Raw genomic sequence first — 14,859 nt, forward strand, 5'->3', positions numbered from 1 at the left:
GTCACGCTTTCAGGGTCTCGGGCAGATGAATGGGCAGGCGCGCGCGGATGGCGGCCTCGATGTCGGCAGGCAAATGGTCCGGTACGGGCTGGGCTTCGATCTCGGCCACACGGGCCACCGCTCGGTCCCAAACCGTCAGCGCGCCGCTTTCCAGCCAGTCGTTCACGCTTTGGCGGTCGCCGAGCTGGGGATAGACATACTCCGATGTCATCAGCTCCAGGGTTTGCGCGGTGCCGAGGTAATGGCCCTCGCCCGTCACCACCTGCTCCATCATGTCCAGATCGATGGCGCTGTCGAACATCTCCACCCCGCGCACCGAGCGCAGGATCGCGCCGCACATGTCGTTGTCGATCACCAGCGCCTCCTTGCTGGCGGCCATGATTGAGCCGAGCATGCCAACCGAGAGGTTGATCATGTCGGCACCGCCCTGGGCCGCCAGCGCGATGGTGTAGCCTTTTTCATAGCCCGACTGCGCATCCGCGGTCTTGGCATCGGTCATTCCGGCCGAAACGGTCGACGGCAGACCCAGGTTCAAGAGCAGCTGTGCGGCGGCGGCATTCGCAACCGCTGCCTCGCCCGAGCCGCCGGTCATCGCACCGGTCCGCAGGTCCGAGATGAAGGGCATGAAGGCCAGGATGCAGGGAAAGCCGGGGCGCATCATGTTGGCCAGCACCAGCCCTGCCAGCAATTCTGCCAGCCCCTGTGCCAGGGCGCCGGCCAGCGAGGCCGGGCTGGTGGCGCCGGCCTGTGCTGCCGAGCAGATCTGCAAGGGCATCCCCAGCCGCACACATTCCCGCATCACGCCGCAGGCTTCCTCCGCCAGAGTCAGTGGCGGCACCACATGGCAGATCGAGGCAAAGCAGAACGGCTGCGCCACAAAGGGGGTATCGCCCAGGGCTGCGCCCAGCATCTCCACCACCGGCGCCACATTGGCGGCTTCAAAGAAGCTGGTGCCGATCGGTTTCGAAGTGGCCTTCATCGCCGCGAAGGCGGTGTTGATGTCCAGTGTCAGCGGGTCCTCCAGATCCCGCGCCACCACCGGGCGCAGGCTGTAGTGGATACTGTCGCAGGCGTCGACAATGCGCATCAGCCCGTAAAGATCCTGCAGCGTTGAATCGCGGAAAGTCTGCGTCGCTGCATCCAGCACCTGCACCGCGGCGCCACCGGTGCCGATGTGCACCCGGCCGCCGCCTACCTCGATTCCCCGGTCGCGATTGAAGCCGGGCAGCTCCACCCGCTTACAGGCCTTTGCGATCATGTCCTCAACCAGCGCGCGGGGAAAGGTGATCCGTCCATCCGCCCGCGCCAGCGCCCCGTTGCCTAGTGCGAGTTCGCGAATGTCTTCAGGGGCTTGCGAAACGCCAATCTGCTCCAGAATGTCGAAAGCCGTGTCTGTGATATACCAAAGCTTGCTGTCATCCAGCGGCATAAGGCGGCCGCCCACGGGCGGCTGGGTCAGCTGTGACCCAAAGGGTCTGCCTCCACGTTTTGATCGTGTTCGCCGCATTCGCGCGTCCTTGTTGATGTGCGTCTTGGCGGCATCTTAGGAAGAGCAAAAGATTAGCTCAATTCCATTATTTACACACTTTGATGAATGAAATTCACCCAAGGTTATCCCAAGGCAACCTATCCACAATTTGCTGCGATGAAGCGGAATATGGGGTATCAGCAGAGTATCTGCGGTGCGCCCTACCGGCCTCAAAGACAACGGCAGACCGGCTCAGCGATGCGGGAATTGCAGATCACATTCCGCCACGATCATTGCCTGATACGAAGCTCATCTCGCCACGGATGCGTGACGCTCTCGTCCTGCTTGCGGTTCTACGCCGCTCTTTTGATCCCCACTTCCCTCAGCATAGCAGCAGAAGACTTCACTGGCAGAGGAACGCTGGCTTTTGGGACAACAATCGGCACACCGCCTACTTCTAAAGGAGAACTGTGAAAGAGGACACACCCAGCCGACTTTCCAAGCCAGAGTTTTTCAGCAAGCATCTGGCTGCAGGCAGCAGGAGTTTACCGTACCGTGCCGGCCTAACCAGAATAGCCGACCTGCAGTTCGATGTCGGTGATATAGTTGGCACCCATAAAACGCCTGAAACGGTCGTGAAACCCTCGGGTATGCGCATGTGCCAGTGCATCCGCGCGCTCCACGTCACGTGCCTCGATGGCGTCAATCATCTCATGATGCTCAGATCCAAGAAGCTGGTCTTCAGCCGACTCCTGAATGTAGTCGAACAGCATGTGCAGAATTCGCCGGCCTTCATCAAGAAGCATTCCATACGACCTCGTAAAATAGGGGTTTCTGCCGGCTTCGGCCACAGCCAGGTGAAAATCCTTGTTCGTCGCCGACATTTTCAGATGGCCACCGCTTTTGCAGGCTTCATCGAAGGCTGCGGCCCTTTCCCGCATACGCTCAAGATCCGCGGCTTGGCGATTTTGTGCGGCCAACCGCGTCGTAATGCGCTGATTGAGATCCAGTGCCTCCACGTAGCGCGGGAAATCCGCAAGGTTCACTGGCGCAACCAGCGTTGACCGGTTCGACAGCATTTCCACCAACCCGTCTGCGGACAGACGGATCAAAGCCTCGCGGATCGGCGAGCGGGACATCGCAAACCGCTGTGCAAGAGAGGTTTCATCCAGCGGCACTCCCGGCTTCAGGTCCAGCGACAGAATCTCCGTCTTGAGAACATCATAGACATGTTTTGCGCCGCCTCCCTTAGCTTGCTTTGCAGGCTGCTTGGCCCCTGCGGCTGTTGTGGCGCTCATGAAGCTGCCTCTCTTCAAAGTTTTCTGTGCTCCCGTTGATAGCGGAAAAGGAGCCTGAAACAAATCTATTGACTTGTCGCCAATGTGTCGACAAATATCATGTCTACAAAATGTCGACAATGGTGGAGGAAATTTTGGCAACGATAAAAAATTGGTTTGGAACCGCAGCGGGCGGCGTGATGGCGCTTGCAGCATCCGGCGCGGCCGCGGATGGGCGCCTTGATACAGTGCTGGAGCGCGGCTCGCTCTTGTGCTCGGGCCACAACGGCTCATTCTTGGGCTTTGCCGAGGTGGATGATCAGGGCACTTGGAAAGGCGTCGACATCGACCTGTGCAAGGCGCTGGCGGCGGGCCTGTTCGGCCAGTCCGACGGCAACCTGGAAATCGTACCGATCAGCTGGGCTCAGCGCTGGCCCGCGCTGCAGTCGGGCGACATCGACGTGGTGATCAAGGTCTCCGGCTGGACCCAAAGCCGCGACACCGAGTTGAACCTGGCCTACAGCCGCCCCTATTTCATCGGCGCCTTCCAGGTGATGGCCCATGCCGAAACCGAAGCGGAAAGCGTGGCGGATCTGGACGGTGGCTCGATCTGCGTTTCGGCCGGCACCTCGACCGAACGGGTCCTGGCCTCCTACCTGGAAAGCCACAATATCGACGCCGAGATCATCGTCTTTGAAAAAGGCGACGAGGTGCGGACCTCCTACTTCGGCGGCCGTTGCGACGGTCTGATCGAATGGGCGCCCAGCCTGGCCGCCGCCCGGGTCGAGGCCGAAGACCCCTCCGCCCACGTGATCCTGCCGGACGTGCTGGAGCTGGAAGCCGAAGGCATCATCGTGCCCGAGGGCGACCCGGACTGGCTGGATGTTCAGAACTGGATGCTGAACTCGCTCTGGTATGCCGAGGCGCAGGGCATCACCTCCGCCAATGTCGACGAGTTCAAGGCCAACCCGCCCTCCACCACGGTGGGCAAATTCCTGGGCGTCACCCCGGGCTACGGCGAGCGTCTCGGCCTCAAGGACGACTGGGCCTACAACATGATCAAGGAAGTCGGCAATTTCGGTGAGATCTACGAGCGCAACATCGGCTCCGGATCGCCCTACAACCTGCCCCGCGGCATCAACGCCCTCTATACCGAGGGCGGCGTCTTCTACCCGATGATCATCGACTGATCCGGTTTGAACCCGGGCAGAGCCGACTGGCTCTGCCCATCAAACAAAGGGGGGAGAGAAAATGACAGCATTGCTCAGAAGCAAAACCGTGCGCGACGCCGGGCTGCAGGCCGGATTCACCGGCGGCTTGTTCATCATGATCGTGGTCTTTGTGCTGACTGCGCAAACCAACCTGGAGGCCCAGGGGCTGACATCCGGTTTCGGCTTCCTGGAACGCGCCACCGGGTGGGAGATCAACTTCTCCCTGATCGACTATTCCACATCCTCCCCCTATTGGCGGGCCATCCTGGTCGGCGTGCTGAACTCGATGTTTGTCGGCGCCATCGGGCTGACTGTGGCCACCGTGCTGGGCGTCACCGCAGGCGTCATGCGCACCTCCGGCAACGGCATGGCTGAATTGCTGGGCACTGCATTTGTCGAGATCTTCCGCAACGTGCCGCTGCTTTTGCAGTTGTTCTTCTGGTACGCGCTGCTGATAGGGCTGCCGAAACCGAAACAGGCGCCCTTTGTCTGGGACTCCATTGCCCTCACGGGCCGCGGCATCTTTGTGCCTGGCCTGAATGTCTCCGGCGGCTCCGTCTTTCTCGCCTTCCTATTCCTGCTTGCGGCCTTCGGCCTGTCACTCTGGCTCGGTGCCGCGCGCCGCTTCTCGCGGATGGGCAAGGCGCGCAAGAAAACGCTCCGCCGCAGCCTGTGGCTGGGTGCCATCATCCTTGGGATCCTGTCGATGTGGCTCGGCCGCCTGCCGGACACTCCGCTGGTCAACATGCCCTACCTCAAGGGGCTGAACTACCGCGAGGGTATCCGCATCTCGCCGGAGCTTCTGGCCTGCATCATCGCCATCTCGATCTACGGCGCCGCCTATATCGCCGAGATCATCCGCGCAGGCTTCAACGCCATCCCCGGCGGCCAGAGCGAGGCCGGCCATGCCCTGGGCCTCACCCGCTGGCAGATCTTCAGCCGCATCCGCTTGCCGCTGGCCATCCGTGTGGTGCTGCCGACGATGATCAACCAGTACGTCTGGCTGTTCAAAGCCACCACCATCGGCATCGCCATCGGGTTCGCGGACTTCTTCATGGTGGTCTCCACCTCGATCAACCAGTCCGGCCAGACGCTGGAGCTGATCGGGATCCTGATGGGGGGCTACCTGCTGATCAACTACTCCATGGCCTGGGTGCTCAATCGCGTGAACGACGCGATCAAGCTCAAAGGCACACAGCTGCGGATCTGAGGGAACACACGCCATGGCCAAGACCTACCACCGCCCCACCCTGCTGGATCACATCCGCACCCGCTATTTTGCCACCCGCCTGGATACCGCCATGTCGGTCCTCTTCGGCGCCATCACCCTGTGGATCCTGTGGAGCCTGCTGAACTGGGCTGTGCTGGACGCAGTGTTCAGCGCCGCCGACAAGGAACTGTGCGGCCATGATGCCGGCGCCTGCTGGTCGGTGATCGACGCGCGCTGGCGGCTCATCCTGTTCGGCCTTTACCCGTTCGAAGAGCAGTGGCGCTCTGCCATCGCCTGCGCCGCCATCGTGCTGGTCACAGCCCTGTCCTGCGTCCCCTGGTTCTGGAACGCCAAACGCCTGCCGGTGCTGTGGCTCACAGGCTTCGCCACCTTCTATGTGCTCATGGCGGGCGGCTATTTCGGGCTTAAGGAAATCCCGCCGCAAAGCTGGGGTGGACTGTCGCTGACCATCTTTGTTTTTGCCGCCGTCGCCATCATCGGCATGCCGCTGTCCATCGTCTTTGCCCTGCTGCGCCGCTCAGAACTGCCGTGGATCGCCCGCACCATGGGGCTGGTGATCGACACCATCCGCTCACTGCCCTTGCTGTCGATCATGTTCACCTTTGCCATCGTGCTGCCCTTTGTGCTTCCGGGCTGGCTGATCGGCGACAAGCTCTACCGCGTCATCGTCGGCTACGCGCTGTTCTTTGCCTGCTATCAGGCCGAAATCATCCGCGGCGGCATGCAGGCGCTGCCCGCAGGCCTTGAAGAAGCCGCCAAGGCGCTTGGCATGTCCTACTGGCACCGCATCAGCTACATCGTGCTGCCGCAGGCCTTCCGCAACGCGCTGCCGCCGACCATCAACCAGTTCGTGATCACCTTCAAAGAGACCTCGCTGGTCGTGATCATCGGCTTCTTTGATGTGATGGCCTCGGGCAATGCGGCCTTTGGCACCGCCGAATGGAGCTTTGCTCATATCGAAGTCTACAGCTTCGTTGCGCTCATCTTCTTTGTCTTCGTCTTCGCGCTGTCCCGTTACGGCGCCTATCTGGAACGCCGCCTGGCCGTTGCCAGCCGCTGAGGGAGGAACCCATGCCCGCAACCGACACCGCCGTGCGCATCGCCGAAATGGACAAATACTATGGCGCCTTTCACGCGCTGAAGAACATCAACCTAGACATCCGGAAGGGCGAGAAGATCGTCGTCTGCGGCCCTTCCGGCTCCGGCAAATCGACCCTGATCCGCTGCATCAACAAGCTGGAGGATTATCATGCAGGCTCGATCAACGTGCTGGGCACCGAGCTGGACGACAACCTCGATCACATCGACGAGATTCGCCGCGAGACCGGCATGGTGTTCCAGCACTTCAACCTGTTCCCGCATATGACCATCCTGGAGAACTGCACCCTCGCCCCGATCCTGGTGCGCAAGCAGCCCCGCACCGAAGCCGAGGCGGTGGCGATGGAATACCTGCACAAGGTCAAGATCCCCGAACAGGCGGACAAATTCCCCGGCCAACTTTCCGGCGGCCAGCAGCAGCGCGTCGCCATCGCTCGTGCCCTCTGCATGAAGCCCGAAATCATGCTGTTTGATGAACCCACCTCGGCACTGGACCCGGAGATGATTTCCGAAGTGCTCGACGTGATGGTGTCTCTGGCCGAGGAGGGTATGACCATGGTTTGCGTCACACATGAGATGGGTTTTGCCCGCCAGGTCGCCGACCGGGTGATCTTCATGGCCGATGGTGAGATCGTTGAGCAGGGCACGCCGGAACAGTTCTTCGACAACCCGCAAAACGAACGCACCAAAACCTTCCTCAGCCAAGTCCTGGGACACTAACCATGACAAAACCCAACATCATCCTGTTCATGGTCGACCAGCTCACGTCTTTTGTGCTGAATGCCTATGGCGGCACCGTCTGCAAGACCCCCAACATCGACGCGCTGGCCGCCCGCGGCACGGTGTTCGAGAACGCCTATTGCCCCTATCCTCTGTGCGCGCCGTCGCGTTTCGGCATGATGGCAGGCCGCCTGCCCTCGCGCATCGGCGCCTTCGACAACGGGGCTGAGTTCACCGCCTCCACCCCGACCTTTGCCCACTACCTGCGGGCAAACGGCTATTACACCAGCATCTCAGGCAAGATGCATTTTGTCGGCCCCGACCAGTACCACGGCTTCGAAGAACGCCTCACCACCGAGATCTACCCGGCCGATATGTCCTGGACCCCGGACGCTGACTTCCGCGACTACAACAAGGACGAGGAGCGCGCCTATACCTTCGGCGTCTCCACCATCGACACCGTGCGCGATGCAGGCCCTGTCGCCCGCTCGATGCAGATCGACTATGACGAGGACGTCATCCACCACGCAGTGCGCGAGCTTTATACCCGGGCGCGCAGCGACGACACCCGCCCCTTCATGATGACGGTCTCGCTGACCCACCCGCATGACCCCTACGTCACCACGCAAGAGTACTGGGACCGCCACCCGGAAGAGACCATCGACGCCCCGCAGGTGCCCCATATCCCGGTGGAACAGCGCGACGCCCACAGCCAGTCGCTCTACTACCACTATGGCCAGGACAAATGTGAACTGAACGATCAGGACTACCGCAAGGCGCGGCGCGGCTACTACGGGATGATCTCATATGTCGATGACCTGTTCGGCCGCCTGATGCAGGCGCTGCAGGACAGCGGCTATGCAGATAACACCGTGGTGCTCTTTGCCTCCGACCATGGTGACATGATCGGCGAGCGCGGCATGTGGTTCAAGAAGACCCTGTTCAACCCGGCAATCCAGGTGCCGCTGATCCTCGCCCATCCGGAGCATGCACCGGGCCGGGTTGCGGCACCTGCCTCGCTCTTGGACATCTTCCCGACCCTGCTGGACATCGGCGGTATCACCGGCAGCGCCATCAAAACGCCCTTGGACGGCCGCAGCCTGATGCCCGCCCTGCGCGGTGAGACCCTGACCGGACCCGTCTATGCCGAACATATCGACGGCGGCACCTCCGCCCCGCGGGTCTGCGTCCGCGACGGCGACAAGAAGCTGATCATCTCCCGCGCCTACCCGCCGCAATTCTACGATCTGGCCGCCGACCCGCTGGAGCAGGTCAATCTGGCAGGCCAGGGCAGCGCAGACGAGGCCCGCCTGACTGAGCTGGCCGAACAGACCTGGCCGCTCGACACCCTGCTGGACGACGTCATCGCCAGCCAGGTCGCACGCAAGTTGATCGACAACGCCCTTTCCACGGGCCGCGAGGAAATCTGGGATTTCACCCCGCGCGCCCTCACCCAGAACACCAACTATGTCCGCCGCGGCGACGCTTTCCCCGAAGTCGAGCAGCGCGGCTACCTCCCCTACAAGACCAAAAGGACCTCCTCATGAGCTACAATGTCAAACTCTCGGGCGTCATGCCCGCCCTCGTCACCCCCTTCGGCGCCGACGGCAGCATCGACTTCAACGCCTTCGAAAAACTGCTGACCCATTTCCGCGAGGCCGGCGTCACCGGCTGGGTGCCCAACGGCTCCACCGGTGAATACTTCAGCCAGTCCACCGAGGAACGCCGCCAGGTGCTGCAATTCGTCAAGGAATTCGCCAACGACGATGAAATCCTGATCGCCGGCACCAACGCCCCCGCCACCCGCGAAGTGATCGAACAGACCGCCATGGCCAAGGACATCGGCTATGACAACGTGCTGCTGGCCCCGCCTTTCTACACCCGTCCGACCCAGGAAGAGCTGATCAAGCACTATGAGACTGTGCTGGCCGAGGTCGACGTGAACCTGGTGCTCTACTCCTACCCGCTGAAGGACGGCAACGACATCAGCTTTGAGCTGATGGACCATTTCGCCGACAACCCCCGCGTCATCGGCATCAAGGAAAGCTCCGGCGTGCTGCAGCGCGCGATCGACATCGCCTCGCGCTACGAGGGCAGGATCCAGCTGGTCTCCGGCTCCGACGACATTGCGCTCGACTTCATGTTCTGGGGTGCGGACAGCTGGATCTGCGGCCCGTCCAACTGCATGGCCAAGGCCTGCTGCGATCTGGACCGCACCTACAGGGCGGGCGACCTGGATAAAGCCAAAGAGATGATGAAGACGCTCTACCGCGCCATGAATATCCTGGAATCCGGCAAGTTCGTGCAAAAGATCAAATACGGCTGCGAGCTGCAGGGCCTGCCCGTCGGCGAATGCCGCGCCCCGCTCGGCCCGCTCACGGATCAGGAAAAGGCCGAGTTCCGCACCGCGATGGAACCGATCCTGAACTGGTAACCTCTCTCCCCTGGCCGGGGGAGGTACGCGCTGCCGCCTCCGGCCCCTTTTTGGACAAGACAAACATGAGCCATATCGTGGTCATTGGCGGCGGCGTTGTCGGCATCGCTTGCGCGCTGGAGCTGCAGGATGACGGCCACCAGGTCACCGTGCTGGAACCCGGTCCCGTGGGCGAGGGCGCCAGCTGGGCCTCCTGCGGATCCATCGCCGTCAGCGAGGTGATACCGCTCTCCAAACCCGGCATCATAATGAAGGCACCGGGCTGGCTGCTGGACCCTTTGGGGCCGCTGACCTTGCGCGCCTCCTCCGCGCTGGGGGTGCTGCCCTGGTTCCTGCGCTTTGCCGCCAACGCCCGGGCCAGCCGGATCAAGGCGATCAGCGCGGACATCGCCGCCCTCACCCTGCCGTCGCTTGCCGACCTGCAATCCATGCTGGCGCGCTACGGCCTGTCGGTTCTGCTCCGCCCAGCCCCGGTGATGGAGCTTTACGACAGCGCCGAAGAACTCGGCCACGAGCGCGATTTCCACGACATGCGCCGCGCGCTCGGCTTCCAGATCGACGAGATCACCGGCAACGAGGCCAAGGAGATGGAACCCTCCATCGCCGGCGATTTCGCCTGCGCCACGGTGTTCCGCGATTGGCGGTCGGTGGTGGACACCAAACGGTTCGTGACCGAGCTGCACCGCGTCTTTTCAGATCGCGGCGGCACGGTGAAATGCGCCCGGGCCACTGGTTTCCTACGCAATGGCAACGGCGCGGGCGGCGTCCGCACGGACAGCGGCGAAACCATCACCGGCGACCAATACGTCCTGGCAGCCGGCGCCTGGTCCAAGGATCTGGCCCGCGATCTGGGTGTTGCGATCCAGATGGAGGGGGTGATCGGCTACCAGACCAGCCTCACGGCCCCCGGCGTCGATGTGACCCACGCCATGGTTTATGCCAAGGGCGGGTTTGGCATCACACCTTACGAAAGCGACCTGGCGGTCGCGGGCAGTATCGAGTTTGCGGGCCTTGATGCCCAGCCGAACTGGAAGCGCGCCGAAATCCTGGTGGAGAAGGCCAAGCGCGTTCTGCCCGGCCTACAAACCGAACCCGCCCAGCGCCGTATCGGCCGCCGCCCGCTGACGCCCGACACCAAACCGATCATCGGCCCGGCCCCGGGCGCTGGCAACGTGATCCTGGCCACCGGCCACGGCCAGCTTGGCCTTACCCTCAGCGCCACCACCGGCAAGCTGGTGCGCAGCCTTATCGCCGGACGCCAGCCCAACATCGACATGCACGCCTACAGGGCAGACCGCTTCTGACGCTTAGAAATTCACCGGGCACTGCCCGGCACCGGAGAAATAACATGCAAAACAAGCTCTTCATCAACGGCGAATGGACCGCCTCCGCCTCTGGCGCCATGTTCGATGTGGTGGACCCTTCGAACCGCGAAACCTTCCACCAGGTGGCCCGCGGCAGTGCCGCAGACATCGGTGCCGCCGTTCAGGCCGCCCGCGACGCTTTTGACACCGGCCCCTGGCCGCGCACGACCGGTGCTGAGCGCGCCGCCATCCTGCGCAAGATGGGTGACGAGATCACCCGCCGCACAGATGAGCTCGCCCGCCTGGAAGTGCGCGACAACGGCAAACCCCTGCCCGAAGCGGTCTGGGATATCGAGGATACTGCTGGCTGTTTCCACTTCTACGCCGACTTGGCCGAGCGGCTCGACAACAGCGTCGAACAGGACATCGAGCTGTCGATGGCGGAGTTCACCTCCAAGGCGGTGAAGGAACCGGTCGGCGTGGCGGGCGCCATCATCCCCTGGAACTTTCCCATGCTGATGGCCGCCTGGAAGGTTGCCCCGGCCCTCGCCGCAGGCTGCTGCATGGTGCTGAAACCTTCCGAGCTCACCCCGGTTACTGCTCTGGAGCTGGGCAGCATCGCCACCGCTGCAGGCCTGCCTGCAGGCGTCCTCAACATCGTCACCGGCTTCGGTCCCGAGGCCGGCCAGCCGCTCACCGAACACCCGGGCGTTGACAAGCTCGCCTTCACCGGCTCGGTCCCCACCGGCGCCCGCATCATGGCCACCGCCGCGCAGGAGATCAAAACCGTCAGTCTGGAACTGGGCGGCAAATCCCCGATGGTGGTCTTTGGCGACGCCGACATCGACGAGGCCGTCGAATGGATCATGTTCGGCATCTTCTGGAACCAGGGCGAGGTCTGCTCCGCCACCTCCCGTGTGCTGATCGAAGAAAGCATATATGAGCCGCTGCTGGCCCGCCTCGCGGAAGAGGCGCAGAAGATCAGGATCGGCCACGGGTTGGAAGACGGCGTGCTGCTTGGCCCCCTCGTCAGCCAGGGCCAGCACGAAAAGGTCCTCGCCGCCATCGACCGCGGCAAATCCGAAGGTGCCCGGCTGGTCTGCGGCGGCGGCGTGCCGCAAGGCTTGGAACACGGCTGCTATGTCGAACCCGCCATCTTTGCCGACGTGCCCACCGACGCTTGGATCTGGAACGAGGAGATCTTTGGCCCCGTCGTCTGCATCCGCCCCTTCAGGACCGAAGAAGAAGCCATCGAACTGGCCAATGACTCCCGCTTCGGCCTTGGCGCTGCGGTGATGTCCAATGACCTGGAGCGCGCCAACCGCGTCGCCCGCGCATTCCGGGCCGGCATCGTCTGGGTCAACTGCTCGCAGCCCACATTCACCGAGGCGCCCTGGGGCGGCTACAAACAGTCCGGCATCGGCCGCGAGCTGGGCGAGTGGGGGCTGAACAACTACCTCGAAACCAAGCAGATCACCACCTACGACCGCTCCAAACCCTGGGGCTGGTATCTGAAAGGCTGAGCCATGGCGTATCTCACAGGCCAAACCGTACTGCTGACCGGCGCCACCGGCACCATCGGCGCCGCCATCGCCCGGGAGCTCGCCCGCGAGGGCGCCCGGGTGCTGCTGCACTATGGCCGCAACCGCGATGCCGCAGAGGCTTTGGCGACAGAGATTGGCAACGGTGCGTTATGCTTTGCCGCTAATCTGAGCGACCCCGCCGCCCCTTCCCGGCTCTGGGCCGAGGCAGAAGCCGCGGCCGGCCGCATCCACGCGCTGATCAACAACGCGGGCATCCTGTTGTCCGCCTCGGTCGAGGACCCTCTGGACCAGTGGCAGGCCACCTGGATGCGCGACGTGCAGGTGAACCTTCTGGCGGCGGCGGACCTCTGCCGCGCTGCCATCACCCACTTCCGCGCCCATGGCGGCGGCAGGATCGTCAACATGGCCTCCCGCGCCGCCCAGGGCGGCTACCGGGCCGAGGCGATGTCTTACGGCGCCACCAAGGCCGCGCTGGTCAACTTGACCCAAAGCATCGCGGGCGGCTTCGGATCCGGCAACATCACCGCCACCGCCCTTGCCCCGGGCTGGGTCCGCACCGAAATGTCCGAGGCCTATATCGCCGAGCATGGCGAAGCCGCTGCGCTGTCAGGCATTCCCATCGGCCGCATGGCGGAACCCAATGAAATCGCCGAGCTGACTGCCTTCGCCCTGCGCCCCTCGCAATCGTCCCTTTCCGGTGCCGTCCTCGACGTAAACGGCGCCAGCCAGATGAGGTAACCGCATGAACCGGTTCGCAAACAAGACAGCCATCGTCACCGGCGGCGCCGGCGGCATTGGCGCCGCAATCTGCCGCCGCCTCACCGCAGAGGGCGCCTTTGTCTGGATCGTCGACACCAACGCCGCTGCCGCTGAGGAGCTGGCCGCCGCAATCCGCATAGATGGCGGCAAGGCAAACTGCGGCGCCGTCGACCTGACCGACCCGCAGGCCATCCGCAGCTTTGTCCGCGGCCTCACATCCAAGGGCTGCAGTATAGACGTGCTGTGCAACAACGCAGGCCTGATGCGCCGCGGTGCGCTGATGGAGCTCACGCCCGAGGACTGGAGCCTCTCCTTCCAAGTCAACATCGACGCGCTCTTCCACATGTGCCAGGCGGTGATCCCGGTGATGCAGGCCCAGAGCGGCGGTGCCATCGTCAACACCGCCTCGCAATGGGGACTGCACCCTGCCCCCGGCCATATTGCCTATAACACCACCAAGGCCGCCGTTGCCGCCTTCACCCAGAACCTCGCCCGCGACTATGCACCGGACAAGATCCGGGTGAACGGCGTCGCCCCGGGCGAAGTCCGTACCCCGATGCTGGAAAGCAACCTGGCACGCTCAGGCCGCAGCCTTGCCGATCTCAACGCGCTAGTGCCTTACGGCCGCATCGGCGAGCCCGAAGAAATCGCTGCTTTGGTCGCCTTTCTTGCCTCGGACGAGGCCGGCTATGTCTGCGGTTCCGTTGTCGAAATCACCGGCGCCCAAGCCGTCGCCTGACAGGAGATCCCCATGCGCTGGACCCGTACCCTGCAAACCGTCGACGTGCATTGCGCCGGCGAAATCGGCCGCGTCGTCACTGGCGGCCTCCTCGACATCCCAGGCGCCACGATGGCGGACAAGCTGGACTACCTGAACACCCAGGACGACAGCATCCGCCGCCTGCTCTGTTCCGAGCCGCGCTCCGGCCCGGCCGGATCCGTCGTGCTACTGCCGCCCGCCACCACGCCCGAGGCCGACACCGGCTTCATTGTGCTGCAGCCGGACCAGGCCCATGCGATGTCAGGCTCCAATGCCATGTGCGCAGTGACCGCGATCCTGGAAACCGGTATGAAGGAGATGACTGAGTCGGAAACAATGGTGGTGCTCGACACCGCGGCTGGGCTGGTACGCGCGAAGGCTGTTTGCAATGGCGGCAAGGTCACCAAGGTCACGCTCGATATGCCTCCTTCCTTCGTCGCCAAAAAAGATGCGGTGATCGAGACGGTGGAATGGGGGGCGGTTACCTATGACCTTTGCTTTGGCGGTGTGTTCTACGCGCTCGTGGATGTGGAGCAAACCGGGCTCACCATCGCACCAGAGAACGCCCGCGACCTCGCCGTGAAGGGGGTCGCCCTGCGGAACCTGATTGCCGAGAGAGAAGACCCGGCACACCCGACCGTACCTGCTCTCAACGGCCTGGCCTATGTCATGTTCCGTTCTACCGATTCCGACGGTGTGATACGAACATGCACGACGCTCCGTCCCGGGCGCGCGGACCGCTCGCCTTGCGGAACCGGCTCGAATGCGAACATGGCTGTGCAGCATGCTGAGAGCCGCGTAAGTCCAGGCGATGTACTGACCTCGCGCTCAATCATCGGCGGAGAGTTCACTACTGAGTTCATTGGCGAAACTGCCGTTGGGCCCTTTGCTGCAACACGGAACCGCGTATCCGGCCAGTGCTGGATTTATGCAATCACCCAGATTGGGCTGGACCCAAGCGACCCCTTCCCGCAAGGCTTTACCCTGTCAGACACCTGGGGTGGATGAACCTTCTGACCGACGTCTTGCAAGGCCTCCGGCCGGGGATGCAGA

General features: G+C 63.1%; 13 protein-coding genes. 11 read left to right on the forward strand and 2 right to left on the reverse strand.

All coding sequences use genetic code 11. The features are described from left to right. Position 1: 1 nt before the first annotated feature. On the reverse strand, positions 2 to 1,507 hold the full coding sequence (locus ACXAEK_RS01285; protein ID WP_475039353.1) for a trimethylamine methyltransferase family protein: 1,506 nt from the start codon (positions 1,505 to 1,507) through the stop codon (positions 2 to 4). A gap of 524 nt (positions 1,508 to 2,031) precedes the next feature. Next, on the reverse strand, positions 2,032 to 2,766 hold the full coding sequence (locus tag ACXAEK_RS01290; protein WP_475039355.1) for a GntR family transcriptional regulator: 735 nt from the start codon (positions 2,764 to 2,766) through the stop codon (positions 2,032 to 2,034). Between the two features lie 134 nt (positions 2,767 to 2,900). On the opposite strand from ACXAEK_RS01290, the gene ACXAEK_RS01295 reads away from it, so the two are divergent. The 11 genes from ACXAEK_RS01295 (at position 2,901) to ACXAEK_RS01345 (ending at position 14,814) form a co-directional block, all read left to right on the forward strand. After that, positions 2,901 to 3,935, forward strand: coding sequence for a transporter substrate-binding domain-containing protein (locus ACXAEK_RS01295; protein ID WP_475039357.1), 1,035 nt, complete (start codon positions 2,901 to 2,903; stop codon positions 3,933 to 3,935). 61 nt (positions 3,936 to 3,996) lie between these two features. Continuing rightward, positions 3,997 to 5,166: an amino acid ABC transporter permease gene (locus tag ACXAEK_RS01300; RefSeq protein WP_475039359.1), complete on the forward strand. Its 1,170-nt coding sequence runs from the start codon at positions 3,997 to 3,999 to the stop codon at positions 5,164 to 5,166. 13 nt (positions 5,167 to 5,179) lie between these two features. Further along, entirely contained in the window at positions 5,180 to 6,247 is a 1,068-nt protein-coding gene (locus ACXAEK_RS01305; protein WP_475039361.1) for an amino acid ABC transporter permease, read from the forward strand. 11 nt (positions 6,248 to 6,258) lie between these two features. After that, on the forward strand, positions 6,259 to 7,005 hold the full coding sequence (locus tag ACXAEK_RS01310; protein ID WP_475039362.1) for an amino acid ABC transporter ATP-binding protein: 747 nt from the start codon (positions 6,259 to 6,261) through the stop codon (positions 7,003 to 7,005). A 2-nt stretch (positions 7,006 to 7,007) separates the two neighbouring features. Next, complete coding sequence (betC, locus tag ACXAEK_RS01315; RefSeq protein ID WP_475039363.1) at positions 7,008 to 8,552, forward strand: choline-sulfatase; 1,545 nt, start codon at positions 7,008 to 7,010, stop codon at positions 8,550 to 8,552. Beyond that, entirely contained in the window at positions 8,549 to 9,439 is an 891-nt protein-coding gene (dapA, locus tag ACXAEK_RS01320) for a 4-hydroxy-tetrahydrodipicolinate synthase (protein ID WP_475039365.1), read from the forward strand. Before betC ends, dapA begins: the two co-directional genes overlap by 4 nt. Before the next feature lie 65 nt (positions 9,440 to 9,504). Further along, the gene (locus tag ACXAEK_RS01325) at positions 9,505 to 10,743 is read left to right on the forward strand and encodes an NAD(P)/FAD-dependent oxidoreductase (RefSeq protein WP_475039366.1); all 1,239 of its coding nucleotides are present in this window, start codon (positions 9,505 to 9,507) and stop codon (positions 10,741 to 10,743) included. Positions 10,744 to 10,787: 44 nt separating this feature from the next. Continuing rightward, positions 10,788 to 12,266 carry an aldehyde dehydrogenase family protein gene (locus tag ACXAEK_RS01330; protein WP_475039368.1) on the forward strand — a complete coding sequence of 493 codons (1,479 nt, stop codon included), beginning with the start codon at positions 10,788 to 10,790 and terminating at the stop codon, positions 12,264 to 12,266. Between the two features lie 3 nt (positions 12,267 to 12,269). Then, on the forward strand, positions 12,270 to 13,025 hold the full coding sequence (locus tag ACXAEK_RS01335) for an SDR family NAD(P)-dependent oxidoreductase (RefSeq protein ID WP_475039370.1): 756 nt from the start codon (positions 12,270 to 12,272) through the stop codon (positions 13,023 to 13,025). 4 nt (positions 13,026 to 13,029) lie between these two features. Further along, a complete protein-coding gene (locus ACXAEK_RS01340) occupies positions 13,030 to 13,785 on the forward strand; it encodes an SDR family NAD(P)-dependent oxidoreductase (protein ID WP_475039371.1) in 756 nt (251 codons plus the stop codon). Positions 13,786 to 13,797: 12 nt separating this feature from the next. Then, positions 13,798 to 14,814: a proline racemase family protein gene (locus ACXAEK_RS01345; protein ID WP_475039372.1), complete on the forward strand. Its 1,017-nt coding sequence runs from the start codon at positions 13,798 to 13,800 to the stop codon at positions 14,812 to 14,814. Positions 14,815 to 14,859 lie beyond the last annotated feature (45 nt).

Source organism: Leisingera sp. ABM4_101 (assembly GCF_056158725.1).

Coding starts and splice junctions, on each gene's coding strand:
- betC (WP_475039363.1), top strand. CDS start 7,008: ATGACAAAACCCAACATCATCCTGTTCATGGTCGACCAGCTCACGTCT.
- ACXAEK_RS01325 (WP_475039366.1), top strand. CDS start 9,505: ATGAGCCATATCGTGGTCATTGGCGGCGGCGTTGTCGGCATCGCTTGC.
- ACXAEK_RS01290 (WP_475039355.1), bottom strand. CDS start 2,766: ATGAGCGCCACAACAGCCGCAGGGGCCAAGCAGCCTGCAAAGCAAGCT.
- ACXAEK_RS01305 (WP_475039361.1), top strand. CDS start 5,180: ATGGCCAAGACCTACCACCGCCCCACCCTGCTGGATCACATCCGCACC.
- dapA (WP_475039365.1), top strand. CDS start 8,549: ATGAGCTACAATGTCAAACTCTCGGGCGTCATGCCCGCCCTCGTCACC.
- ACXAEK_RS01285 (WP_475039353.1), bottom strand. CDS start 1,507: ATGCGGCGAACACGATCAAAACGTGGAGGCAGACCCTTTGGGTCACAG.
- ACXAEK_RS01300 (WP_475039359.1), top strand. CDS start 3,997: ATGACAGCATTGCTCAGAAGCAAAACCGTGCGCGACGCCGGGCTGCAG.
- ACXAEK_RS01330 (WP_475039368.1), top strand. CDS start 10,788: ATGCAAAACAAGCTCTTCATCAACGGCGAATGGACCGCCTCCGCCTCT.
- ACXAEK_RS01345 (WP_475039372.1), top strand. CDS start 13,798: ATGCGCTGGACCCGTACCCTGCAAACCGTCGACGTGCATTGCGCCGGC.
- ACXAEK_RS01335 (WP_475039370.1), top strand. CDS start 12,270: ATGGCGTATCTCACAGGCCAAACCGTACTGCTGACCGGCGCCACCGGC.
- ACXAEK_RS01340 (WP_475039371.1), top strand. CDS start 13,030: ATGAACCGGTTCGCAAACAAGACAGCCATCGTCACCGGCGGCGCCGGC.
- ACXAEK_RS01310 (WP_475039362.1), top strand. CDS start 6,259: ATGCCCGCAACCGACACCGCCGTGCGCATCGCCGAAATGGACAAATAC.